The organism is Sporomusaceae bacterium, from assembly GCA_031460455.1.
In the GTDB taxonomy this organism is placed as follows: domain Bacteria; phylum Bacillota; class Negativicutes; order Sporomusales; family UBA7701; genus Anaeroselena.
The window spans coordinates 1-22,176 of sequence record JAVKTQ010000020.1 but is presented as its reverse complement, the minus strand read 5'-3'; the positions used below and the strand labels follow the sequence as shown (position 1 = coordinate 22,176).

The following is a 22,176-nucleotide window of genomic DNA, read 5'->3' as shown; positions in this document are numbered from 1 at the left end:
AAGCCCCGTCAGGCCAGCCGGATTTTCTCGTTAATCTCGATCTGGATAACTTTGCCGTCCTGAACGACGACCGTTATCGAGCCATAGCCGATGCTCCGCACCGCCGTCTCGATCTTTTCCCACACCCGCGGCGGCAGGCTGTCCTGCGCCGAGGGATTCTTTTTGTCCGCCATCTTCTTTTCCCTCCGTTGCCGTTATTGTCTGCGGATAAGCGCCATTATACAGGTCCGGGGCAAACAAAAAATCCTTCCCCGGAGGAAAGGATTCGTCGCGTGCGCCGCTCCTCTCATCTTCCAGGATTGCTCCTGCTGGATTTGGCACCACTGCGTTGCCGCCGGTTGCCGGGTGTCATCGGGCCAGTCCCTCGACCTCTCTGGATAAGAGTTAAATATTCGGTTGCTTATGATATTACACACATTCATAAACAAAGTCAATATAAATACTACAAAAAATCTATATCACCTACCCGACCTCACTAGCGCTTGTTCAGGCGTCTCGCCAGCCTGTCGCCGCAGGACTGGACGATCTGCACCGTCGCGATCAGGATGACGACGGTCGCCAGCATCACGTCCGGGCGGAAGCGCTGATAGCCGTAGCGGATCGCCAGGTCGCCCAGGCCGCCGCCGCCGATCGCCCCGGCCATGGCCGAATAGCCGATGAGGCTGACGAGGGTGATGGTGACGCCGAGCACGAGGGCGGGAAGCGCTTCGGGGATGAGCACCTTGCGGATTATCTGCAGCGGCGACGCCCCCATCGCCTGGGCGGCCTCGATGACGCCGTGGTCTACCTCACGGATGGCCGCCTCGACGATCCGCCCCAGGAAGGGGATGGCCGCGATGCTGAGCGGAACGATGGCGGCGTTCGTGCCGATGGAGGTGCCGACGATTACCCGCGTCACGGGAATGATGGCCACCATCAGGATGATGAAGGGGGTCGAGCGGGTGGCGTTGACGACGCTCCCCAGCACGGCGTTGAGCTTGGCGTTCTCCATGATGTGTCCCTTGCTCGTAGTCACCAGCACGATGCCGAGGGGGATGCCCGCAATCGCCGCGATCAGCGCCGATACGCCGACCATATAAATTGTCTCCAGGAGCGATTCAGCCAGTAACGCGATGATGTCTGGCGACATAGCCGATCACCTCAATTCCCAGTTCATGCGCCTGCAGGTAATTCAGGGCGCTGTTTATGGCCGCCTGCTCGCCGGCCAGCTCCACGACCAGCGTGCCGAAAAGATTATCCTGGATAGTGTCGATGTTGCCGAAGAGGATGTTGACATCGACGTTGAATTTGCGGATGAGTCTGGCGATGAACGGCTCTTCGGCCAGGCTGCCCAGGAAGGTCAGCCGTAGCATCAGGCCGCCGCCATCCCGAGGCACGGGGGAAAAGTCGTGCCCGGCCAAAATGGGCGGCAGATCGTGGCTGATGATGGTGCGGACGAACTCGCGGGTCGTGGCTGTCCGCGGGCGGACGAACAGGTCGATGACCGTCCCCTGCTCGATTATGGCGCCGTCCTCGATAACGGCCACCCGGTCGCAGATCTCCTTGATGACCTGCATCTCGTGGGTGATGAGCACGATGGTCAGCTGCAGCTTGCGGTTGATGTCCCTGAGAAGTTCGAGAATCGAGCGGGTCGTCTGCGGGTCGAGAGCCGACGTGGCCTCGTCGCACAGCAGCACCTTGGGCCTGTTGGCCAATGCCCGGGCGATGGCCACCCGCTGCTTCTGCCCGCCGCTCAATTGCGCCGGGTACTGGTTCTTGCGGTCGGTCAGCCCGACCAGGTCCAGCAGCGGCGATACCTCGGCCTCGATCTCCGCCCTGCTTTTCCCGGCCAGTTCGAGCGGGAAAGCCACATTCTCGAACACCGTCCGGCAGGACACCAGATTGAAGTGCTGAAAAATCATGCCGATCTTCTTGCGTGCCTCGCGCAGCTGCCGCTCCGACAGGGCGGTCATCTCCGCGCCGTCCACCGTCACCCGGCCGGCGGTCGGCTTTTCCAGCATGTTTATGCAGCGGATGAGTGTGCTCTTGCCTGCGCCGCTCAGACCGATGATACCGAAAATCTCGCCGGCCTTGACGCTAAGATCGACACCTCTGAGCGCCTTGATCGGTCCTGCCGACCCGCGGTATTCCTTCTCTATTCCGGAAAGCTCAATCATAGTTCAACCTCCCATTATTACCAGGTCGGAACAAACGTGCCCTTGTACTTCTCCTCGATCCACTGCTTGACTTCCGGCGAGCGGTAGGCTTTCAGCAGCTTCTGGAAGGCAGCGTCGTCCTTGTCTTTCGTCCTCACCGCAATCAGGTTGGCGTAGGGCGAATCGGCGTTTTCGATCGTTAGGGCGTCCTTGGTAGGAACAAGCCCGGCCGGGATTGCGTAGTTGGTGTTGATGGCGGCGGCGTCGATGTCGTCGAGCGACCGCGGGATCTGAGCGGCGTCGAGTTCCCTGAGCTTAATGTTTTTCGGGTTGGCGGTGATGTCGGCGACCGTCGCCTTGATGCCTGCCTCAGGCTTCAGCTTGATAAGGTTGGCCTTCTCCAGCAGAAGCAGCGCCCGCCCGCCGTTACTGGGGTCGTTGGGTATGGCTACCGTCGCCCCGTTTTTCAGCTCGGCCAAATTCTTGACCTTCTTCGAGTAGACGCCCATCGGGAAGATTACCGTCTTGCCGATCGCCACGATATCGTATTTGCGATCCTTGATCTGATTGTCGAGGAACGGCTGGTGCTGGTAACTGTTGGCGTCAATGTCGCCCTGGCTGAGAGCGATGTTGGGTGTCATATAGTCGCTGAACTCGACGATCTGGATCTCCAGTCCGTCCTTGGCAGCGAGCTTTTTCACCGTCTCCATGATCTCCGCATGCGGGCCGGCGGTCACCCCCACCTTGATGCTCTTCTTCTTCGGGTGTGCGGGTGCGGCCGCCTTCTGGCCGCCGCAGCCGGCGACCAGCGTGGCCGAAATAAAGATGATTGCCAATACCGAAAATAACTTTTTCATTTCAATTCCTCCATTCTATAGTTGGGGTTATGGGCTAACTGGTGCATGTTTTGTTCGCCGACCGCCTCCTCGCCGCTTGCTGTGAAAATGAAAAGGCCAAGACAGCCCCTCTCGGGGTGCCCTGGCCTTCAGTCTTTCTGATCAGCCAAGTGTAACAATATTAAAAACGCCCTCCGAGGAAGGGCGTTCAGTCACACATGCCGTTCCTCTCATCTGTCAGGATTGCTCCTGCTGGATTTGGCACCACTGCGTTGCCGCCGGTTGCCGGGTGTCATCGGGCCAGTCCCTCGACCTCTCTGGATAAGAGTAGAATATTTAATTGTTTTTGATAATAGCACAGGGCTATCGACGCTGTCAATAACTTTTTCTGCCGCTTACTTCGCGATCTCATCCCGACCGTCAGCTGCCCCCCCGCACTAAGGGCAATAAATGATTTTTGTCACCCTGCAGGAAATGCAGGCCCGCGGATCGGCGAACTCGCCGTTTTGAGCGCGGATAATGTCCTCTCTGTCCGCGAATCTGTAACCACATTCCGCAAGCAGATCGATCATGCATCGCCTTGCTGCGCCATCGCCGCCTGGGCTACTTTTCAGCAAGGAAGGATACCTTTGCGCGAGATCGTGAACCGTCAATAATTCCGTACAGGTATTCGTGTGTTGACAATCGACGGTCATTTCAATACCTCCTCGAAAGGGCCGCAATTCGTCACGTTTCCGCTTTTCAATCCTAAAGTGATAATATACCGTCGTCTCGGCAACGTCAAGTCATGAGCGCATGTACCCCTTATCGCGCACAACCCGAATGTAATAATTGACATCGATCCCGTTAGGCACTACAATAATTATTAACCAAATGCTGACTGGAAAACCGGAGGCATTCGATTTTTGGCATGCCAAAATCGAATGCCTTTTTAGTTCTACGGCGCAGACCAAGCGAGGGAGGAAAATACCATGCCGATCAAAATTCCCGATAACCTGCCGGCGACAAGCATCCTGGAGGGCGAAAACATCTTCGTCATGCGCGAAGACCGGGCCTACCACCAGGATATCCGCCCGCTCAAGATACTGCTGCTAAACCTCATGCCCACCAAGATCGCCACCGAGACCCAGTTCCTCCGCCTCCTCGGCAACTCCTCCCTGCAGGTCGAAGTCGACTTCATTTACACCGTCACCTACTCCCCCACCAACACCCCGCAGGAACACCTCGTCAAATTCTACGAAACCTTCGACGACGTCCGGTCGCGCCGCTACGACGGCATGATAATCACCGGCGCCCCCGTCGAGCAGATGCCCTTCGAGGAAGTGGCCTACTGGGACGAACTCTGCCGGATCATGGAATGGAGCAAAACCAGCGTCTACTCCACCCTCCACGTCTGCTGGGGCGCACAAGCCGCCCTATACCACCACTACGGCATCCCCAAATACCCGCTCCCCGCCAAAATGTTCGGCGTCTTCCCCCACACCCTCAGCCTCAAACACGAAAAACTCTTCCGCGGCTTCGACGACCTCTTCTACGTCCCCCATTCCCGTCACACCGAAATCCGGCGGGAAGATATCGTCGCCCACCCCGAACTTCATATACTCTCGGAATCGGAGACTTCCGGCGTTTACGCCGTAACCGACGCCCGCAGGCGGAACTTTTACATCACCGGCCACTCGGAATACGACCCCCTCACCCTCAAAAGCGAATACGACCGCGACATCTCCCAGGGTCTGCCCATCAACATCCCCATCAACTACTACTTCGGCGACGACCCCACGCGTGAGCCCGTCGTCCGCTGGCGCAGCTCTGCCAACCTCCTGTTCGCCAACTGGCTCAACTACTACGTCTACCAAGAAACCCCCTTCGACCTGTCGCAGTTATAAGCCCTTTCATAAAAAAGGCCAGAGCGATTTTCACCATCCGGTGCCGCTCTGGCCGTTGTTTTTCTCAAACCTACCGAACCTCTAAGCTCCCCATCATATTGCCATATGTACCGTTGCCCATCATACCGCCCATCATATTACCGTAGTTGCCGCCGCCCATCATCCCGTTCATCATGCCGCCCATCATCATGCCGCCGTTGTACGACATCGGCTGCCCTTGAGCCTGGACGCCTTGGGTGGCCTGATTGCCGTTACCCCACTGCTGCATTACCTGGTTGCAGTATTGATACATTTGTTCAAACCCGCTTTGGTTTCCCGTTCCCGTTTGGTCGCTGGGAGCGGCGAATGCAGTGGCCGCGACCAGCATGACGATTGCCGTAATGATCGAGATTTTCTTTTTCATCGTTATGTTCCTCCCTTAAGGTTTATGGCTTTATCATAGCTGATAAATGTGGAAATCGTATGGAGGAACTATGGAAAAGTAATGATGTTTTCGCTGGCTGCCGCAGCAGCCCTAGAGATTCGGGCATCTTTCTGCCCCCTACCCGTTAGCATGATGACTGCGTGTGCACTAGGTTCGTTCCGTAGTCTGCGGCAGACTTCAGGGCCGACCATACGCGGCCGCACCAGCTCAATACCGATGATTTCAGGCTGTGCCCTTTTTACCATTTGCAGCGCTCCCAGACCGTCGTTTTGGCCGTTTTATCACCGATGCCCCATCGCCGCATGAGGTCCAGCGCATACTCTTCGATAGTCCGTCCGTTCAGCGTATTGACCGTTACCGCAACAAGCCGGGCCTTTGTCTTTGTTTCCAAAGCAGAACCCAGTCTATCAATTTCGCATTCAGGATAACAAAACTGTATGAATTAGTTATGAAGGCATTTTTAATAACTAATGTGGTTTACGAACAAAGCCGCCAAGCTTATGCTCGGCGGCTTTAGCTGATGTCGGTTTGCCGTCAGGATTTTACGCCGGCCCATTTTAAACCTTTATGGTCGTCTCACCGGCAACGCGACCGAGAAGGTGCTGCCTACACCGGGCGCGCTGTCCGCCTTCACCGTCCCGTTCTGCGCAGTCACAAGCTGGCGGACGATGGCGAGCCCCAGTCCGCTGCCGCCGCTTTGCTTGGATCGCGAGGAATCCACGCGGTAGAAGTAATCAAAGATAAACGGCAGGTTTTCGGGCGGGATACCGATCCCGGTGTCGGCGACGCGAATCTCGGTTTTCGTGCCGTCAGTGATCGTGGACAACGTGACCGTGCCGCCTGGTCCCGTGTATTTTATCGCGTTGACGACCAGGTTATAGACAATCTGACGGGTCCTGGCAGGGTCGGCCCAGGCAAAGGCTGGCTCATTGGGCAGATTCAAAGCGAGTGTTACCTCCTTCGCATCGGCAAGCGGCCTGATCATGCCGACAATGTCTGTCAAAACAGCGTCGACATCGACCGCCGAAAAGTCGAACCGCAGTTGCCCCGACTCAAGTAGGGACAAGTCACGCAAATCCTCGACGATTTTGGCCAAACGGTCCACCTCTTCGCTCAGCGATCCCATTTGTTTAGCATCTGGGTTCACAACTCCGTCTGCGATACCTTCAAGATTGGCCTTTAATATCGCCAGCGGCGTGCGCAATTCGTGGGCGACACCGGCGAGAAACCTTTGCCGCAGCACGTTGTTTGCTTTGAGGCTTACCGTCATGGAATTGAACGACCTCGCCAGTTGGCCTATTTCATCTTGCCGGCTGACCGGCACGGCAATGTCCAAATTGCCTTTGGCAACCGCGTTGACCGCATTATTGAGTTTCATTACCGGCCGCGAAATGCTGCGAGCGAGGTAGTAACTAACCACGGCCCCTGCGGCCGTCATGAAAGCCGCTACCAGCGTCAGGGCTTTTCTGAACGAAGCTATGAACTCTGTTTCCGGCCCTCCCATCATGGAGGCCATGTTGGCCCCCATCATGCCGTGCATGCCGGTGCTGTGATACATGATAAGATAATGGTTGAAGCTCGCCGAGACCTGATAGTTGACGATCACGGCCAGGGCGATCAGCATTGCTGCGGTCGACAGGAATGAGAACGCCATAATGCGCGCCAGCAGACTACTCATGGCCGTCACCGATCATCTTATAGCCGACACCGTAGATTGTTTTGATATAGCCGGGCTTGTCCTGCTCATCGCCGATCTTTTTGCGCAGGTTCTTGATATGCGAATCGATGGTCCGCTCGTAGCCTTCGTAACCGTAGCCCTGGATCCGCTCCACAAGCTGCAGCCTAGTAAAAGCCTGTCCAGGGCGGGACATGAACAGCTCCAGCAGCTTATGCTCAGTCGGAGTGAGGTCGATTGGGACGCTATTAACCGCCACTGTATGGCGAATTGTATTCAGTTCGATATTACCCTGGCTAAGAACGCCGCCTCCATCGGAGGTAGCCGGCTTGATCCGCCGGATTATCGCCCTGATGCGCGCCATCACCTCGCGCGGGCTGAACGGTTTGGTCACGTAATCGTCGGCCCCCAGATCAAGGCCGTTGACCTGCTGATCCTCGCCGGTTACGGCGGTAAGCATGATGATCGGCACGTTGCTTGTCCGCCGTATTCCCTTGCAAACTTCCCAACCGTCAAGATCGGGCAGCATCAAATCAAGCAGGATAACATCCGGCTGGAATCTGGCCGCCCTTTCTATGGCCGAAAAACCGTCCGGAGCCGTATCCACGACATATCCTTCTTTGAGCAAGTAGGCTTTGAGCACCGCAACCAATTTCTCGTCATCGTCAACGACAAGAACCTTCAAAATTGCTACCCCCTGCTTGTGCATCTACCAATCTTTACTTCCTGATTGTATCGAAAAAATATGAATATCCCGTGAAGGTTGTATGAAGATACTATGTTATTCACCACATACCGCAGCCTAAATATGAAAGGTTGCCGGCTTCGCCGGCAACCTTTTTTTCACGGGGATGCGAGTATCAGTTTGAATATTTTGCCGCGGACGTTGGGTACTCAAAATAAAAGCATGCTGTCCGCATGCTTTTATTGCTCGGAGAAATCAGCCCTCGCACAGCCACATTTAAACGTGATCGTTGCAGTCGGGCGACGTATTGTGGTAGAAGGCCGTCGTGTCTGCAGCCGGCAGGCCCGACACGGAGTCTGCGCCGGCAAAATAGGACAGTCCGAACGGCACTGAAAGTAACATCGCGAACAGGATGCCCACTGTAATCTTTTTACTCATGGTTTTTCCTCCTTTGTATTTGTCTTCCTGATAATATCCTACAATACCACTATGAATATCCGATGAAGGAAGTATGGAAAACTTATGTTATTGACTAAAGGAAAGCAGCCCGTGAAAAACTCACGGGCTGCTTGGGTGTCTGTTATTGTCTGTGATGAGAACCGTGATCGAAGCCGGTTGAGGGACTGCCCGAAGGCTGGTTATTCCCTGACGTATTGCCATGGTCTGCATTAATGTCGACCGAGTTCACCAGGTCGAGCATCATCTGGTGGAAGCCGGCGTCCCGCTGCAGCATCTGCTTCATGGCCGCCTGCATCTCAGGCTGTTTCATCATGCCCATCATCGCCTGCTGCATTTCAGGGCTTCTCATCATCTCGACACACTGCTTCTGCATCTCGGGCGACTTCATTTGCTCGGCCATGGCCTTGGGATCCATGTTTCCGGGCTGCATCATCATCGGCGGCTGTTTGGCCGGTTCCGCGGCGCTGCCGGTGGTTGTCCCGAAGGTGAAACTCAGAGCGACAACCGATACCAAGGCTACGGCGATTCCTGCGATTAATTTCTTGTTCATTCTTACATCCTTCCCTGCATTAAAATGTTTTCAGGATACGGTTGGCTCCATAATAGCGCTGCGCGAAATACGGATCGTTCATATCGCCGACGGCTACCACTCCCTGGCTGTAGGAGGTGTGGATAAACTTCTCGCCGCCGATGTAGAGGCCCACATGGGACGCCCCTGGGGCATAGGTCGTGAAGTATACAAGATCTCCCGGTCTGAGGGCGGTCCTGGGGACGAATCCTCCCGCCAGGTACTGGAGATCGGCCGTCCTGGGAAGCTCGACACCCATCTGGCGGAAGATGTACTGCACAAGCCCGGAGCAGTCAAACCCCTGAGCGGGGGAGGCCCCGCCCCACACCACCCGGCTGCCGAGCAGATATTTCGCCGCCGTAACAACGCCGGCGTTGAGGCCGACCGGAGTTTCCACCATAATGTCGGCGGCGATGGGGATCGCCGCTCCGGTGGCCAGGATACCTTCGAGCGACTTCAGAAACTGGCTATGGTTCGAGGCCGGGGCGGCTTGGGCCGGAGCCGTCCCGACGGCGGCGAGCGCCACCGCCAGTACAACTATCCACTTTTTCACCTGCCCGCCCCCTCCCTCACCGGTTAGTGATTGTGCTTCTGGGACTGCAGGTTGTTGACGGTACGTTTCATGATATCCTGCATCGCCTTCATCTTTTCCTCGATCACCGTCTGGTCGGCCTTGCCGCCGTTCATTGTGTCGCGGAGATCGTAGGCCGCCTTCTTCATCTGCTCCTTGAGGGCGCTGTCGGTCATATGCGGCATGACCTTGTCGGCCATGCCGGCCATCTGGGCGGCCGATTTCTGCGCTTCCATCATCTGCCCGGCCTTGACCTGCTTCAGCATGTCCTGCATGCTGGCGTCCATGTCTTTCATCATCGGCATCGGGTCGCCGGTCGGCATGGAAGACTGGGCTTTAGGCGCTTGTTGCTGGGGCTTGCTGTCGCCGGCGCCCCCGCACCCGGCCACGACGACCAGGGACAGGATGAGCGCCAGGCTGATAATGATTAGTTTGCTTTTCTTCATCGGACATTCCTCCATTGTTTTAAGCTGTTTTCTGCTGCGTCTCGTTCCGCTCCCGCCGATCGTACCACACATAATAGATACTCGGCAGAACGACCAGCGTCAGGACTGTGGCCGTCACCAGACCGCCAACCACCACCGTCGCCATCGGCCGCTGCACCTCGGCGCCGGTGCCGGTGGCGAGAATGAGCGGGAAGAGGCCGAGGCTGGCGACAAGGGCGGTGATCATAACCGGCCGCAGCCTGGTGACCGCGCCTTCGATTATCGCTTCCTCCAGCGGCTTGTGGTCGCGGAGGTGATTGATGTAGGTCACCATGATGACCCCGTTCTGCACGGCGATGCCGAAGAGAGCGATGAAGCCGACAGCCGCCGCGACGGTGAGATACATGCCTGAGGCCCAGATGGCGACGATGCCGCCGATGAGCGAGAAGGGCACGTTGAGCAGGATGAGCAGGGCGTCCTTGGCCGAACTGAAGGTCATATACAACAGGAAGAAGGTGAGGATGATGGCCAGCGGCACGACTACGGCCAGACGGCTTTTAGCGCGCTGCTGGTTTTCGTACTGTCCGGTCCACTGGACGGAGTAGCCCGGCGGCAGGTCGACCTTCTCCCTGATCAGTTTATTGGCTTCATCGACGAAGCTCACCACGTCACGGCCGCGGGTGTTGAGTTGGATGATAACCCGGTAGGTGGCGTTTTCGCTGCTGATCATCGACGGCCCGTCCACCACCCGAAACTGGGCGACTTCACCGAGGGGAATGCTGGCGCCGTTCGGCGCCGCGGCCGCGGGCGAACCGCCGCCGCCCATGCCGCCCATACCGCCGCCGGCCGCCTTGGGGGCACCGCCCGTCACGGGGATGAGGATATTTTTCATCGCGTCAATATTCTCGCGGTTGTCGCGGTTGTAGCGGACCAGCACGTCGAAGCGCTTGCGGCCCTCGATGGTCGTCGTGGCCGCGCGGCCGCCGACCGCCAGCTCGATGGCGTCCTCCACTTCATTGATGTTCAGGCCGTAGCGGGCGACCTTGTCGCGGTCGACCTGGACTTCGAGGTACGGGGCGCCGAAGATCCGCTCGGCAAGCAGGTCACCGACACCGGGAACGGTGGCGAGCACCTTCTCGATTTCAAAAGCCTTCTGTTGCAGCACCTTGAGGTCGTCGCCGTAAATCTTGACGCCGAGTTCGGTGCGCACACCGGTGGTCAGCATCGAGAGCCGGCCGGCGATCGGTTGGGTGTACGCCTGATTGAGACCGGGCAGCGAGGAAAGTTTGGTCGCCATCTCATGCTCGATGTCCGCTTTCGTCATCCCCGGCCGCCACTCGTCTTTGGGCTTCAGGGTGACGATCGTCTCGATCATGTTGATGGGAGCCGGGTCTGTCGCCGATTCGGCCCGGCCGACCTTGCCCACCGACATCGCGACCTCCGGCACTTCCATTATCAAACGGTCCATCTTCTTGGCCGCCTCCATTGCCTCGGTCAGCGAGACACTCGGCAGCATCGTCGGCATCACCAGGAAGGTCCCTTCGTCAAGGGCCGGCATGAACTCGGTGCCGATGAACGGCAGCAGAGAGAAGCCGGCGATCATTATGATCACAGCAATGACTATCGTCGTTTTCCGGTACTGGATGACTTTTTTAAGGATGGGTACGTATAACTGGTGCAGCTTCCTTACTATCCAGGTCTCCTCTTCCTTGATCTTGCCGCGGAGCAGCAGGGTGCAGAGCACCGGCACCAGGGTGAAGGCCAGGATGAGCGACCCGGTCATGGCGAAGGTCTTGGTCCAGGCCATGGGGCTGAACATCTTTCCTTCGGTGCCCGTCATGGTGAAGACCGGCAGGAAGGTGACGATGATGATGGTGATCGAGAAGAAGATCGGGACAGCCACTTCCTTGGCCGCTTCCAGCGTCACGTCAATGATGTTACGCTTGCCGCCGTCCTCGGCCAGATGGCGGTAGACGTTTTCCACCATTACGATGGCCGCGTCGGTCATGACGCCGATGCCGATGGCGATGCCGCCGAGCGACATGAGGTTGGCCGACAGATGGATGCCCTTCATCCAGATGAAGGCGATGAGGATGCCTATCGGGATGGCGCTGGTGACGATAATGCTGGAGCGGAAGTTGCCGAGGAACAGGAAGACAATGAGGGAGACGAGGATAAACTCTTCGATCAGGGCGCGGTTTAAGGTATTGACCGCCTTCTTGACCAGCTCGGTCTGGTCGTAGTAGGGCACCAACTTCATGCCTTGGGGCAGCGTGGACTGGATCTCGTCCATCTTCACCTTGACCTGGTCGATGACGTTCAGGGTGTTCTCGCCCATCCGCTGGACGACGATGCCGCCGGCCGCTTCCTGGCCGTACTTTGTCAGCACGCCGCGGCGGAAATCAGGCCCGAGGTTGACCCTGGCGACGTTCTTGACGTAAACGGGCACGTTGTTGTTCTGGGTTATAACGATGTTGGCGATGTCGTCGACCGACTGGATGAGGCCAAGGCCGCGGATGACATACTCCTGGCCGTTCTGCTCGACGACCTTGGCGCCGATGTTGGCGTTGTTGGCGCCGATGGCGGCGAATACCTGGCCGACGCTCACGCGGTAAGCTTTCATCAGGTCGGGGTCGATGTTGACCTGGTACTGAAGGACGTAGCCGCCGATGCTGGCGACCTCGGCCACGCCGGGAACGGCGCTCAGCTGCGGTTTGATGACGAAGTCCTGCATGGTCCTGAGCTCGGCCAAGTTATGGCGGTCACTCTCGATGGTGTACATGAACACCTGGCCCATCGGGGTGCTTACCGGCCCGAGGGCGGGCTGCACACCGCGCGGCAGCCGGGGGATGGCCTGCTGGACCTTCTCGTTGACGACCTGGCGGGCGAAGTAGGTGTCCACGCCGTCCTCGAAGATGACGGTCACCATCGAGAAGCCGAACGACGAAGCGGAGCGGACGTCCTTGACCTTCGGCAGGCCGCGGAGGGCGGTTTCAAGCGGGTAAGTTACCTGGTCCTGGACCTCCTGGGGGCCGCGACCCATCCAGTCGGCGTACACCAGCACTTGGTTCTCGCTCAGGTCGGGAAAGGCATCTATGGGCGTGTCTTTGACCACGAAGATACCCCAGCCCACGATCAGCACCGACAGGGCGATGATGATAACGCGGTTTTTAAGGGAGAATTCGATCAGTTTGTTCAGCATTCTTATCCCCCCTAATGACCGCTGTGTTCGTTAGCTTTGCCGGCAGGCGGCTGGACGGAGTTCGCGGCCGGGGCCGCCTGGGGCTGAGCGGCGGGCGCGCCGCCACCGGCCGGCTTGCTGCCGCCGTGGCCGGCGTGGCTGCCGAAGCTGCCGAGCTGGGTCTGCGAGTCGATCAGGAAGGCGGCTGCGGTGACGACAACGTCGCCGGGCTGCAGGCCGGACAGCACCTGGATGTAGCCGTCCGCCTCCTGGCCGGTGGTGATGTCGCGTTTGACGAAGCTGTCCTCGCTCTGGGCGACGTATACCACCTTGCGGGTGCCGGTGTCAAGCAGGCTGGAGACCGGGATGGCCAGGCTTTCGCCCAGCGGCAGGCGTACGGCCGCGCTCACGAACATGTTGGGCCTGAGCTTGCCGTCGGGATTCGGCAGCTCGATCCTGACCTTGACCGCCCGCGTGGCGTCGTCGACCACCGGGTTTATGAAGGTTACCGTACCGCCAAAGGTCTGGCCGGGATAGGCGTTGCTGGCAACCTGCACTTCCTGGCCGACGCGGACGGCGGCAATGTCTTTTTCGTAGATGTCGGCGTTGAGCCAGACACTGGAGAGGTCGGACAGGGTGAAAAGCTTGTCGCCGGGCATAATGTACGCCCCGGACAGCATCGCTTTCTCCATCACCGTGCCGCCGAACTGGGCGCGGATTATCATGGTGTTGTTGGCTTTGCGAGTATGCGTCAGATGCTCGATATCCCCCTCGGGGATGCCGAGCAGGATCATCTTGCGTCTGGCCGCCTCCAGCAGTTTGTTGTTGAGCTGCACCACCTCACGGCTGGCGCCGCGCAGCTTCTGGACGCTTTCCAAGGCCAGCAGGTATTCCTCCTGGGCCGAAATGTACGTCGGGCTGTACACGGCGGCGATCGCCTGGCCGGGGGCGATATACTGGCCTTCGGCGGTTATATAAAGTTCGTCGATCCTGCCCTCCACCCGCGAGGTAATGTAAGACCGGCTGTTTTCGTTGAGCGCGATCTTGCCGGTCGTCTTCACGTCCTTGGCCAGCGCCTTCTTCACGACAGTCGCCGTCTGCACGCCGGCGAGCTGCCTGGCCTTGGCGTCGAGGGTCACGACCTCACCGCCCGCCCCGTGGCCGGCATGCCCGGCGGCGCTCTGCGCGGCGTTCCCCGCCGGCGGCGCGGCGGCTTTCTTGCCCGCATAGGTGTAATAACCCCAGCCGCCGGCGGCGACAAGCGCCGCCACCACCCCGGCGACCACTAATTTATTGGCCTTGATACGATCAAGCATGCTGTCCTCTCCGTTTCTCATGGTTATTTATTAGACTGGCTGATGCTTCCGAACAGGGGTTTCCCCACCGCTTTTTCGATACTGGCGGCAGCTTTCTCGTAATCGATTTTGGCCTTATAATAGCCGAGTTTGGCGTTTCTCAGCGTCGTAATCGCGTCCAGCACCGCCATGAAGTCGGCCTTACCGTTGGTGTAGCTGATCACCGCGGCCTGGTAGGACTGCTCGGTCTGTGGAACGATGGTGTTCTTGTACAGGTCGATCTGGCTCCAGGCGGTCTGCGCTTCGGTCAGCGCCATCTGGACGTCGAGGCCGATCATGTTCCGCATGCCGGTAAGAGCGGCTTTGCTGGCTTCGAGATTCGCCTTGGCGCTGTCCACCTGGGCCTTGTTCTTGCCCTGCCAGATGGGCAGCATCGCCATCAGCTCGACCTTCCAGGTCTTCTGAGACATCTCCAGGTCCCGCGGCACCTTGTAGCCGAGCCGCAGCTCAAAGTCGGGCAGCGACTGCTTTTTGGCGAGCTCCACGCCGTTTTCCGCCATCGCCACCTGGGACTGCATGCCCTGCAGCGACGGTTTGGCGCTCGTCGCCGTACTCTGGAGGCCGGCGAGCTCGAAGTTGGGGGGCGGTGCGTTGAATTCCTCGCTCACCGCCAGCTCGGCGTCGGCCGGGCGGCCCATTATCACGTTAAGTTTGGCCCTGGACACCGCCTCCATGCCGGCCATCGATATCAGGTCGGTGGTCATCTTCGAGTACTCGGTCTGGGCCCGCAGGGTGTCCTGCAGCGGCACCATGCCGGTGGCGTAGTTGACCTGGGCGACCTTGGCGAGCTGGCCCATCAGCAGCTGGTTCTCCTTGCCGATTTCCAGCGCCTTGCTGGCGTAGAGCAGGTCGTAATAGGCCGTCTTCGCATCCACATAGACCTGTAGCTGCTTCTCCCGATAACCGCCCTCCGACATCGCGGCGTCGTTCGCCGCCATCTTGCCCATCAGGCCGAGCTTGCCGGGAAACATGAACTCCTGGCTCAGCGTGTACTCAGTCATCGCCCCCTGTCCAGGGCCCAGCGTTCCGGTGGGGATGTCGTCCTTCATTATCCCGACCTTGGGGTTAGGGAGCGTACTGGCGATCGGTACGCCCGCCTTCTTCTCTTCCCAGCGTTTCTGGGATTCGATCACCGCCGGGTTGTTGGTCACGGCCGCGCTGACCGCTTCATCGAGTGTCAGCGCACCAGCCGCCAGCGCCGGGCTTACTCCGTTGACCACGAGCGTAATGGCGACTATCGGCGCCAGCCAAAAACGGTATCTTTGCCACTTCATTTGCATTCCTCCCCTGTGAGAATCGGCAACACACATTTTATGATTAAGTACACATAAGATTTAACCTAATTAAAAGCAAATCTCCTGTCAGCCAGTCGAGATTCCATAGGAAACAACGGTTATAAATAGCGCAATTATTCGGAATAATATTCCCGATCTTACCATAACTTCAACTCTTCCCTTTGCGAAATATATAACAGCCAACGGCATGGCAGGCGCTTGCCGCAGCTACTTGCGAAGCTCTTCGGTCATCTCCACACTGCGCATAGCGTTGAGAGCACAGAAAAGAAGCAGAACGCTTATCGCCAGGAATATCAGCATCATAACCCATCACCTCTCTTTCCCTTTGAATACCGGACATCGCCAGCAGTGAACATTTATACTCTACGGTGCGCCGCTAGTTTATATCTTAACGGGAAAATATGAAGAACTAATGAATGACTTCTGAAGAACTTGTGTTAATTGCCGCCATTGATGCAATAAGGCAACCGCCAATCGGCGGTTGCCTTATTGCAAAATTCGCTACGGTCATTTCTGATTCTTTATTGCACGTGATTACGCTAAGCATTCGGGAAATAATCGGGCTTTCTACCAGCGGCGATGCATTTTTCACGTTCGAAACCTAACTATTGGCATCCTGCCGGCAGCAACACACGAAAACAGCTGCCCTTGCCCGCCTTGCTTTCGACAAGTACTCTGCCGCCGTGTGTTTCTACCAGTTGCTTGACGATCGCCAGACCAATGCCCGTGCCGCCGCTCTTGCGGTTACGGGATTTGTCCGCCCGGTAGAAATGGTCGAAAATATGGGGCAGATCCTCGGCTGCTATCCCCTGGCCGGTATCGCCGACGGAAATCACGATCCACTTCTTTTCTTCCCTACACTCAACCACGGTTGCCACTTCCACCCTGCCGCCGGCGTCGGTGTAACGCACGGCATTCGTCAAAAGGTTGAAAACGACCTGGCGAATACGGTTTGCGTCAACTTCCAGTGTCGGCAGTTCGCCCAGGTCACACTCAAGCTGGATTTTCTTTTCGTTCGCCAGCCGCTTCACCATGCCGACTGCATGGGAAACGAGCTGATTGATGTCGGCGGGGGTTTTATCCAGCGATAGTTGGCCGGCCTCGGCAAGTGACAGGTCCCGCAGGTCGTTGATGAGCCTGTTGAGATGAACCGACTCTTCGAATAAAGAGCTCAGTTGTTCCTTGTCGGTCTCGACTACCCCATCGACCATGCCTTCCAGGTTGCCCTGGATCACCGCCAAAGGAGTCTTCAGTTCGTGGGCGATATCAGCGAGCAGTTGCTTACGCAGCCGGTTGTTCATTTCCAGGGCTTCGGCCATGCGGTTGAAGGCGGCGGCCAGCTGCTCGACCTCGTCATTGGAATCAACCTTGACCTTGTGGGAGAACTCGCCGCGTTCAACCGCCCGGACCCCGGCGTTTAGCACGCGCAGCGGCACGGTGATACTGCGGGCAAGGGTATAGCTGGCGGCGAGGCCGATTAGGATGATCGCCGCGCCCACCCAGAGCAAGGAATCATGAACCGATTTCAGAAACTCCTCTTCCGCTCCTCCCGCCACGTGTCCGGCAATATTTCCGCCGAACTGGGCGGCGAGGTTGGCGAGGTAGTCGTGAAACAGGCTGGTCATCTGCTGGTTGGCGAGATAAATCAGCAGGAAAACCGTGAAAGTGATGACCAGGAACATCAGCCCGGTGATGCGGTAAGTGATGCTAATCATTCGCCCTCACCGGAAAACCTGTAGCCAACCCCGTATACAGTAAGAATGTAGCGAGGCTCTTTCGGGTTGTCCTCAATTTTGCGCCGCAGGTTTTTCATATGAGCGTCGACGGTTCTTTCATATCCCTCAAACGAATACCCTTGCACTCGTTCGACGATCTGCAGCCTGGTGAATACCCGGCCGGGGTTCGTCAGTAACTGTTCGAGAATTTTGAACTCCGTCGGCGTCAGATCGAGCACAGTATTGCCCTTCTTGACCAGGTGCCGCTCTACGTCGACAAGCAAGTCTCCCTCCCGTATCGGTTCAGCCTTCACGACCGCCTTCTGGGTCCGTCGCAAAATAGCTTTGGCCCGGGCGACCACTTCGCGCGGACTGAACGGTTTCGCGACATAGTCGTCAGCGCCCATCTCCAGACCGATGACACGGTCTGTCTCTTCGTCGCGGGCGGTGAGCATGATGATCGGCACTTCACTCTCCTTGCGAAGCTTGCGACAGATATCCCAGCCGTCCATGCCGGGCAGCATAAGGTCGAGTATCACGATGTCCGGGTTCTTGTCGCGTATGGCCTGCACCGCACCGCCGCCCTCGTGGGCCAGATACGTGATGAAGCCTTCTTTATCGAAGTAGGATTTCAGCAGTTTCGTAATCTTGACGTCATCATCGACGATAAATACCGACTGGTGTGGCATAAGTTTACCTCCGTAGTAATTAGTCTGCCTATAGGTTGCCCACGTCAGTCTCCAGTACCATCTAGTGATGCCCGGAATGACCATCGTCTTTCTTTTCCGCCGTAGCCGGCTGCTCGTCCGAGTTCTGTTCAGCCGCATAAACCGTCTGCATCGGTAGGTCGGCGATATTTGCGGCAAACACACCGAGAAATATCGCCGTAATAACGGTTACAACAGTTTTTTTCACTAAGATCCCCCTCTTTCTTGTACTTGCCTTTATTTTACTATTGAAATATGAAGAACTTGTGAAGCAGTCGTGAAAATCTTGCGTTGTTTTGTTAACGCGACAGTGTCCCTACTAGCACGAAATCGTGGCAACAAATGAAAAAATCATTAATTCATATTTTCTCCATCAGAAGTTCATATCCCTATTATGAGTTTACTTACTCCCCTGGGCGGAACCGCCCCAGCCCCAACATCTTCCTCATCGCCGGCATTTCCAGACGGGCACCAAGCAGATATTCATATCTCTGAAGAGTAAATATCCTCTCCATAAGACAAGAAACAGCGGTCATATAAACCGCGGTTTCTCTTTTCAAAAGGTTTCATAATCAATCATCATGGTCGTGATCTTCCCGATCCATAATGTCCCATATATCATCCCTCCGCATAACATCTTCATGAGCTTTCCGGGCGCCTGCTGGAGCAGCCCTTCTCCCTCATCTGATCATCTAGGGACAGCATCTCCTCTTCTGAATCTGGGTATGAAAGCCGGGGTTACGGCCATATACCGCGCATATTCCTCCCCGAACCCAGCCAGCGCGTCCTTCTCTTCCAAGCGTGCCAGTCGCAAATACATTGCAACAAGCACCGGAAACATAACCACAGTCAGTAGTGTAGGCCATTGCAGCAGGAAGCCTAGCAGAATCACGATGAACGCCACATACTGAGGATGGCGGACATAGGCGTATGGTCCGGTGGTTGCCAAGGTATTATTGCGCTGAGCCCGGTAGAGGAATCTCCAGGTAAACCCCAAGAATATCAGGCCACCTAGGGTCAGCCAATTGCTGAGGGAGTGTATCGCCATACTATGCGGGTCTCCGGTAAGACCCAGCACGGTATACCAAATATGCCCCGCCTCGTGGGAGAATAGGTCGACGTCCGGATACATGCTCCCCAGCCACCCGGAAAGCAGGTAGATTGTCAAAGGGAAGCCATACATTTCCGTAAACAGAGCCACGACGAACGCCGAAAAAGCCCCGAACAAGCGCCAGTCCCGGAGAGAACGCGGGCGAGTGAAACTGAAGGCGAAAATAACGAACACCAGCGAATTCACAACCACAATCGGCCACAAACCATATGCGGACATTTTAAAAGCCCCTTTCGTGCTAGCTGCGCACGGCGGCAAACCGCCTTATTCCGTAACGGATCATCAAGCCCGCGGCCACAACGGCCGTAACCAACGCTGTCGCCTGGGCCGCCTTGATACCGCCAACCATCAGGCTATCGGTACGCAAGAACTCCAAGGCAAAGCGGGCGGTAGAATAGAGGACGAAGTAGGCCAGCGCCACCTGACCGTCAAACTTCCGTCGCGGGAACAGGTACAGCAATACACCCAGGATAAGCATATCGGCGCCTGCCTCAAAAAGCTCGGCCGGGACCAAAGGGGTCGTTCCCCAAGCGTTGTACGCGGGGGTACCCGGCTGGTATACTACGCCGTACCAAGCTGTGGTCGGCTTACCGTAGGCATCGCCGTTCAAGAAGCAGCCGATCCTGCCGATTGCCTGGCCCAGAATAAGTCCGGGAGCGCCTATGTCGGCGAACCTCCGGAATGATAAACCCTTCGAGCTAAAGTACCACAATGCCAGCAAGACATTCGCGGCGACCGCCCCTTGGATTGATAAACCGCCTTTCCAGAGCATTAGGGCCTGCCATGGTTCCGAAGCGAATCTGTCCCAGGAGAAAGCCACTTCCCACAGGCGAGCACCGATCAGCCCTGCCAATGTTCCATAAAGAGCATAGTTCATCAGGACATCCTCTTTGAATTCGCTACCACGGGCAAGTCGCAACCCAAGCCACAACCCCGCCAAAATCCCCAGAGCAAGCAGCAAACCCCAGGCCCGAATTTCCAGACTGCCTATCGAAAAAAGAATCGGATGCATCGTAACCACTCCTTGTGCGTCTAGTCGTTCTCTGGCAACGCTGGTGCCTATCCATACCGGAAAACATCTGGAATCCCCAATATCACAGGGGATTCCATCTGCGTATTACGCTTAACGGCAACTTCTATTGGTTAGGTGTAGCTTACAGGGCTGCGTCGCTTTTGGCGTCACTTCTTTTCTCCGCCGGCTTTCCGCCGCAGCAACCGCCCTTTTGCCCCTCATGCTTTAATCCGCCGTGGCGATGTCCCCCGCAGCAGCCGAATCTCATCATGAAGAATATCAACCCACCGAAAAACAATATGTTGATTACATCTTTCAATTCCATCTTTCCCGGCCTCCTTATCAAGTAATATTGGAGGTAGTCGACTGTCGATCTATTCCCCTAGCTCATTTTAAGCAGACCGCATCATTAATGATGCTCGGAGTGGCCGTCATTGACTTTACCGCCTTGACCGTCCTTGGCATTGTTTGTAGCGCCTTCCGCCTGAGTACCCGAGCTTTGTGCGGCAGCGTAAGCTGCCATAGGTTGCTGCAGCGCTACATCTGCAGCCAATACCCCCAGGAACAGTATAGCCGTTAATACTACGACGCTCTTCTTCATGGTTGTTCCCCCATTTCATTTATTGCCTTAACTTTACCAGTTTCTTATGAAGAACTAATGAACGCACTGTGAAAATGTTGTGTTAATAATCAATGACTCGTCAAACGCACTTATCGTAGCAGAGAACCGGGCCGTGGCCCGGTTCTCTGCTACATCTCCGAAAAAAACAAAGTGCCTTCCGTGTCGAGCGTCGCGACGTATACCTCATTTATCGGTCGCGGGCAATTCAGCGAAAAAAATTCTCTGAAGCCAGACAGCGAATAACCGAGTCGAATGATACTCTCTTCGACCAAATGGCCGTCATTTACGACGATCAACGGCGCCGGCCTGGCAGGAGCGGGCACACCGAGGTCCTTGGCGGAAACAGGACTGTGCCCGGGCTTTTTGATGACGCTGACATGCCCGCTCGTCTCCATTATCGCGTATTCGACCTCGCCAATATTGAACACATTTAGGGTTGACCATCCTGACCGCCGCCAGACTTACGATGCCTGCCGCTACGAGATAATTGTGTCCGGACAGAATCCCCACCTGTCTTTCCCGCATTATCCTTGTCCTTCAGCATCTAATCCCCTCCAACGCTGCGCTTCTGCCCCTATTATTCTGTGTAACGGGTTGAGCTATTACGTCGCCGGGATAAAAACACTAAATCTGCACATTCCCTTCACAGGATTTTCATATTGTCTTTCTATAATGAAATCAACAGAAACTATCAAAACAGGAGGTGTTCACATGATGATGATGTACGGATTTGACGGCCCTCTCGGCTGGCTGCCAATGGTGCTAGGCATGGTAATTCACATTGCTTTCGCGGTAATGGTAGTGCTCGCTGCGATATGGCTATTCAGATCACTGTTCCGCGGGGCGGAGCAGTACTCCGGGGAACGCAAGGCCGAGATAATCTTGAAGCAGCGCTACGCCAAAGGTGAAATCTCGCTTGAAGATTACCAACGGATGAAAAAAGAGCTAGCTTCGATATAGGCAGGTAGTAAAGAAACCGCAGCTGTTTAACGCTGCGGTTTCTTTTGTATCTATCTCCCCTGTTGGGAGAAATGAACAATATATATTAAATTGTTTAATATACTAATGTCACACCACGCATTTACCCGCATTTCCCTATCCATTTTATCCATTTTATGGTATAATATTAATCAAAAGATGTTGTATTTTGTTTAAAGGAGGATATGATTTGCTTCCTATTGTCCATAACCCCCGTGAAGTTACCCGAGCACTATCCCGCAAGGTGCCCAAGTACCTTACTCTCGACGAAACAAGGCTCCTGCTCGGGCCCAGTCTAAAGGACACTATTACGTGTCTTGGTTTCTCTGTCTAATGCTCCTGCGTACCGGGGCGAACTGCTTTCCGTTCGCCTCGGGGACGTTGATTATAACAACCAAACGATTCGCATTGTCACTGAGAAGCGTCAGTCCCATTGTCAACGCCGATTTGATTTTGCATGAAAGTGGCGTTTGAAATTTGCATGTTTGTGGCGACGGGTTACTGTTGTTTCTGTTCGAACAGCGTGTTGATGACAT

At 56.3% G+C, this 22,176-nt stretch carries 26 protein-coding genes and 2 riboswitches; of the genes, 3 read left to right on the top strand and 23 right to left on the bottom strand.

All coding sequences use genetic code 11. From position 1 onward, the window contains the following. Positions 1-8: 8 nt before the first annotated feature. From RIN56_18925 to RIN56_18910, 4 genes are all read right to left on the bottom strand, one after another. A complete protein-coding gene (locus RIN56_18925; GenBank protein ID MDR7868873.1) occupies positions 9-173 on the bottom strand; it encodes a YezD family protein in 165 nt (54 codons plus the stop codon). A 110-nt stretch (positions 174-283) separates the two neighbouring features. Beyond that, positions 284-384: riboswitch (SAM riboswitch) on the bottom strand. A 91-nt stretch (positions 385-475) separates the two neighbouring features. Next, on the bottom strand, positions 476-1,129 hold the full coding sequence (locus RIN56_18920) for a methionine ABC transporter permease (GenBank protein MDR7868872.1): 654 nt from the start codon (positions 1,127-1,129) through the stop codon (positions 476-478). Next, complete coding sequence (locus RIN56_18915) at positions 1,098-2,156, bottom strand: methionine ABC transporter ATP-binding protein (protein MDR7868871.1); 1,059 nt, start codon at positions 2,154-2,156, stop codon at positions 1,098-1,100. Before RIN56_18915 ends, RIN56_18920 begins: the two co-directional genes overlap by 32 nt. 17 nt (positions 2,157-2,173) lie before the next feature. Next, complete coding sequence (locus RIN56_18910; protein ID MDR7868870.1) at positions 2,174-2,992, bottom strand: MetQ/NlpA family ABC transporter substrate-binding protein; 819 nt, start codon at positions 2,990-2,992, stop codon at positions 2,174-2,176. A 206-nt stretch (positions 2,993-3,198) separates the two neighbouring features. Then, positions 3,199-3,299, bottom strand: a riboswitch (SAM riboswitch). A gap of 643 nt (positions 3,300-3,942) precedes the next feature. Between RIN56_18910 and metA the strand changes: the two genes are divergently transcribed. After that, positions 3,943-4,857 carry a homoserine O-succinyltransferase gene (gene metA / locus RIN56_18905; protein ID MDR7868869.1) on the top strand — a complete coding sequence of 305 codons (915 nt, stop codon included), beginning with the start codon at positions 3,943-3,945 and terminating at the stop codon, positions 4,855-4,857. 70 nt (positions 4,858-4,927) lie between these two features. On the opposite strand, the gene RIN56_18900 is transcribed toward metA, so the two are convergent. The 11 genes from RIN56_18900 to RIN56_18850 form a co-directional block, all read right to left on the bottom strand. Then, positions 4,928-5,260, bottom strand: a complete 333-nt coding sequence (locus tag RIN56_18900; protein ID MDR7868868.1) for a hypothetical protein — start codon at positions 5,258-5,260, stop codon at positions 4,928-4,930. A 259-nt stretch (positions 5,261-5,519) separates the two neighbouring features. Beyond that, positions 5,520-5,684, bottom strand: coding sequence for a TPM domain-containing protein (locus tag RIN56_18895; GenBank protein MDR7868867.1), 165 nt, complete (start codon positions 5,682-5,684; stop codon positions 5,520-5,522). Between the two features lie 162 nt (positions 5,685-5,846). Further along, positions 5,847-6,959, bottom strand: coding sequence for an ATP-binding protein (locus tag RIN56_18890; protein ID MDR7868866.1), 1,113 nt, complete (start codon positions 6,957-6,959; stop codon positions 5,847-5,849). Further along, complete coding sequence (locus tag RIN56_18885; protein MDR7868865.1) at positions 6,952-7,641, bottom strand: response regulator transcription factor; 690 nt, start codon at positions 7,639-7,641, stop codon at positions 6,952-6,954. Before RIN56_18885 ends, RIN56_18890 begins: the two co-directional genes overlap by 8 nt. 276 nt (positions 7,642-7,917) lie before the next feature. Further along, positions 7,918-8,079, bottom strand: coding sequence for a hypothetical protein (locus tag RIN56_18880; protein ID MDR7868864.1), 162 nt, complete (start codon positions 8,077-8,079; stop codon positions 7,918-7,920). Between the two features lie 142 nt (positions 8,080-8,221). Further along, the gene (locus tag RIN56_18875) at positions 8,222-8,650 is read right to left on the bottom strand and encodes a hypothetical protein (GenBank protein MDR7868863.1); all 429 of its coding nucleotides are present in this window, start codon (positions 8,648-8,650) and stop codon (positions 8,222-8,224) included. A gap of 19 nt (positions 8,651-8,669) precedes the next feature. Beyond that, the gene (locus RIN56_18870; protein MDR7868862.1) at positions 8,670-9,221 is read right to left on the bottom strand and encodes a C40 family peptidase; all 552 of its coding nucleotides are present in this window, start codon (positions 9,219-9,221) and stop codon (positions 8,670-8,672) included. 23 nt (positions 9,222-9,244) lie between these two features. Next, a complete protein-coding gene (locus RIN56_18865; protein MDR7868861.1) occupies positions 9,245-9,685 on the bottom strand; it encodes a hypothetical protein in 441 nt (146 codons plus the stop codon). Between the two features lie 19 nt (positions 9,686-9,704). After that, entirely contained in the window at positions 9,705-12,866 is a 3,162-nt protein-coding gene (locus RIN56_18860; GenBank protein MDR7868860.1) for a CusA/CzcA family heavy metal efflux RND transporter, read from the bottom strand. Positions 12,867-12,877: 11 nt separating this feature from the next. Then, the gene (locus RIN56_18855) at positions 12,878-14,161 is read right to left on the bottom strand and encodes an efflux RND transporter periplasmic adaptor subunit (protein MDR7868859.1); all 1,284 of its coding nucleotides are present in this window, start codon (positions 14,159-14,161) and stop codon (positions 12,878-12,880) included. A gap of 23 nt (positions 14,162-14,184) precedes the next feature. Next, positions 14,185-15,474, bottom strand: coding sequence for a TolC family protein (locus RIN56_18850; GenBank protein MDR7868858.1), 1,290 nt, complete (start codon positions 15,472-15,474; stop codon positions 14,185-14,187). A 437-nt stretch (positions 15,475-15,911) separates the two neighbouring features. On the opposite strand from RIN56_18850, the gene RIN56_18845 reads away from it, so the two are divergent. After that, a complete protein-coding gene (locus RIN56_18845) occupies positions 15,912-16,100 on the top strand; it encodes a hypothetical protein (protein MDR7868857.1) in 189 nt (62 codons plus the stop codon). On the opposite strand, the gene RIN56_18840 is transcribed toward RIN56_18845, so the two are convergent. The 8 genes from RIN56_18840 to RIN56_18805 all read right to left on the bottom strand — a co-directional run bounded on the left by RIN56_18840 (position 16,101) and on the right by RIN56_18805 (position 21,090). Beyond that, entirely contained in the window at positions 16,101-17,210 is a 1,110-nt protein-coding gene (locus RIN56_18840) for an ATP-binding protein (protein ID MDR7868856.1), read from the bottom strand. Beyond that, positions 17,207-17,899 carry a response regulator transcription factor gene (locus RIN56_18835; GenBank protein MDR7868855.1) on the bottom strand — a complete coding sequence of 231 codons (693 nt, stop codon included), beginning with the start codon at positions 17,897-17,899 and terminating at the stop codon, positions 17,207-17,209. The genes RIN56_18840 and RIN56_18835 overlap by 4 nt, the downstream gene beginning before the upstream one ends. Before the next feature lie 61 nt (positions 17,900-17,960). After that, positions 17,961-18,125: a hypothetical protein gene (locus RIN56_18830; GenBank protein ID MDR7868854.1), complete on the bottom strand. Its 165-nt coding sequence runs from the start codon at positions 18,123-18,125 to the stop codon at positions 17,961-17,963. Positions 18,126-18,605: 480 nt separating this feature from the next. Continuing rightward, positions 18,606-19,247 (bottom strand): isoprenylcysteine carboxylmethyltransferase family protein, encoded by a 642-nt coding sequence (locus RIN56_18825; GenBank protein MDR7868853.1) that lies wholly within the window; start codon positions 19,245-19,247, stop codon positions 18,606-18,608. A gap of 19 nt (positions 19,248-19,266) precedes the next feature. Further along, complete coding sequence (gene lgt / locus RIN56_18820) at positions 19,267-20,040, bottom strand: prolipoprotein diacylglyceryl transferase (GenBank protein ID MDR7868852.1); 774 nt, start codon at positions 20,038-20,040, stop codon at positions 19,267-19,269. Positions 20,041-20,182: 142 nt separating this feature from the next. Next, the gene (locus tag RIN56_18815; protein MDR7868851.1) at positions 20,183-20,365 is read right to left on the bottom strand and encodes a hypothetical protein; all 183 of its coding nucleotides are present in this window, start codon (positions 20,363-20,365) and stop codon (positions 20,183-20,185) included. A gap of 84 nt (positions 20,366-20,449) precedes the next feature. Continuing rightward, positions 20,450-20,641: a hypothetical protein gene (locus RIN56_18810; GenBank protein MDR7868850.1), complete on the bottom strand. Its 192-nt coding sequence runs from the start codon at positions 20,639-20,641 to the stop codon at positions 20,450-20,452. A gap of 149 nt (positions 20,642-20,790) precedes the next feature. Beyond that, complete coding sequence (locus RIN56_18805; protein ID MDR7868849.1) at positions 20,791-21,090, bottom strand: DUF421 domain-containing protein; 300 nt, start codon at positions 21,088-21,090, stop codon at positions 20,791-20,793. 283 nt (positions 21,091-21,373) lie between these two features. Between RIN56_18805 and RIN56_18800 the strand changes: the two genes are divergently transcribed. After that, positions 21,374-21,622 (top strand): SHOCT domain-containing protein, encoded by a 249-nt coding sequence (locus tag RIN56_18800; protein ID MDR7868848.1) that lies wholly within the window; start codon positions 21,374-21,376, stop codon positions 21,620-21,622. The last annotated feature ends 554 nt before the right edge of the window (positions 21,623-22,176 follow it).

Excerpts from the sequence above, each read along its gene's own strand:
- RIN56_18810 (MDR7868850.1), bottom strand. The coding sequence starts at position 20,641 with ATGAAGAAGAGCGTCGTAGTATTAACGGCTATACTGTTCCTGGGGGTA.
- RIN56_18800 (MDR7868848.1), top strand. The coding sequence starts at position 21,374 with ATGATGATGATGTACGGATTTGACGGCCCTCTCGGCTGGCTGCCAATG.
- RIN56_18835 (MDR7868855.1), bottom strand. The coding sequence starts at position 17,899 with ATGCCACACCAGTCGGTATTTATCGTCGATGATGACGTCAAGATTACG.
- RIN56_18860 (MDR7868860.1), bottom strand. The coding sequence starts at position 12,866 with ATGCTGAACAAACTGATCGAATTCTCCCTTAAAAACCGCGTTATCATC.
- metA (MDR7868869.1), top strand. The coding sequence starts at position 3,943 with ATGCCGATCAAAATTCCCGATAACCTGCCGGCGACAAGCATCCTGGAG.
- RIN56_18880 (MDR7868864.1), bottom strand. The coding sequence starts at position 8,079 with ATGAGTAAAAAGATTACAGTGGGCATCCTGTTCGCGATGTTACTTTCA.
- RIN56_18875 (MDR7868863.1), bottom strand. The coding sequence starts at position 8,650 with ATGAACAAGAAATTAATCGCAGGAATCGCCGTAGCCTTGGTATCGGTT.
- RIN56_18925 (MDR7868873.1), bottom strand. The coding sequence starts at position 173 with ATGGCGGACAAAAAGAATCCCTCGGCGCAGGACAGCCTGCCGCCGCGG.
- RIN56_18910 (MDR7868870.1), bottom strand. The coding sequence starts at position 2,992 with ATGAAAAAGTTATTTTCGGTATTGGCAATCATCTTTATTTCGGCCACG.
- RIN56_18865 (MDR7868861.1), bottom strand. The coding sequence starts at position 9,685 with ATGAAGAAAAGCAAACTAATCATTATCAGCCTGGCGCTCATCCTGTCC.
- lgt (MDR7868852.1), bottom strand. The coding sequence starts at position 20,040 with ATGCATCCGATTCTTTTTTCGATAGGCAGTCTGGAAATTCGGGCCTGG.
- RIN56_18890 (MDR7868866.1), bottom strand. The coding sequence starts at position 6,959 with ATGAGTAGTCTGCTGGCGCGCATTATGGCGTTCTCATTCCTGTCGACC.
- RIN56_18815 (MDR7868851.1), bottom strand. The coding sequence starts at position 20,365 with ATGGAATTGAAAGATGTAATCAACATATTGTTTTTCGGTGGGTTGATA.
- RIN56_18850 (MDR7868858.1), bottom strand. The coding sequence starts at position 15,474 with ATGAAGTGGCAAAGATACCGTTTTTGGCTGGCGCCGATAGTCGCCATT.
- RIN56_18825 (MDR7868853.1), bottom strand. The coding sequence starts at position 19,247 with ATGTCCGCATATGGTTTGTGGCCGATTGTGGTTGTGAATTCGCTGGTG.
- RIN56_18915 (MDR7868871.1), bottom strand. The coding sequence starts at position 2,156 with ATGATTGAGCTTTCCGGAATAGAGAAGGAATACCGCGGGTCGGCAGGA.
- RIN56_18900 (MDR7868868.1), bottom strand. The coding sequence starts at position 5,260 with ATGAAAAAGAAAATCTCGATCATTACGGCAATCGTCATGCTGGTCGCG.
- RIN56_18840 (MDR7868856.1), bottom strand. The coding sequence starts at position 17,210 with ATGATTAGCATCACTTACCGCATCACCGGGCTGATGTTCCTGGTCATC.
- RIN56_18855 (MDR7868859.1), bottom strand. The coding sequence starts at position 14,161 with ATGCTTGATCGTATCAAGGCCAATAAATTAGTGGTCGCCGGGGTGGTG.
- RIN56_18845 (MDR7868857.1), top strand. The coding sequence starts at position 15,912 with ATGACTTCTGAAGAACTTGTGTTAATTGCCGCCATTGATGCAATAAGG.
- RIN56_18920 (MDR7868872.1), bottom strand. The coding sequence starts at position 1,129 with ATGTCGCCAGACATCATCGCGTTACTGGCTGAATCGCTCCTGGAGACA.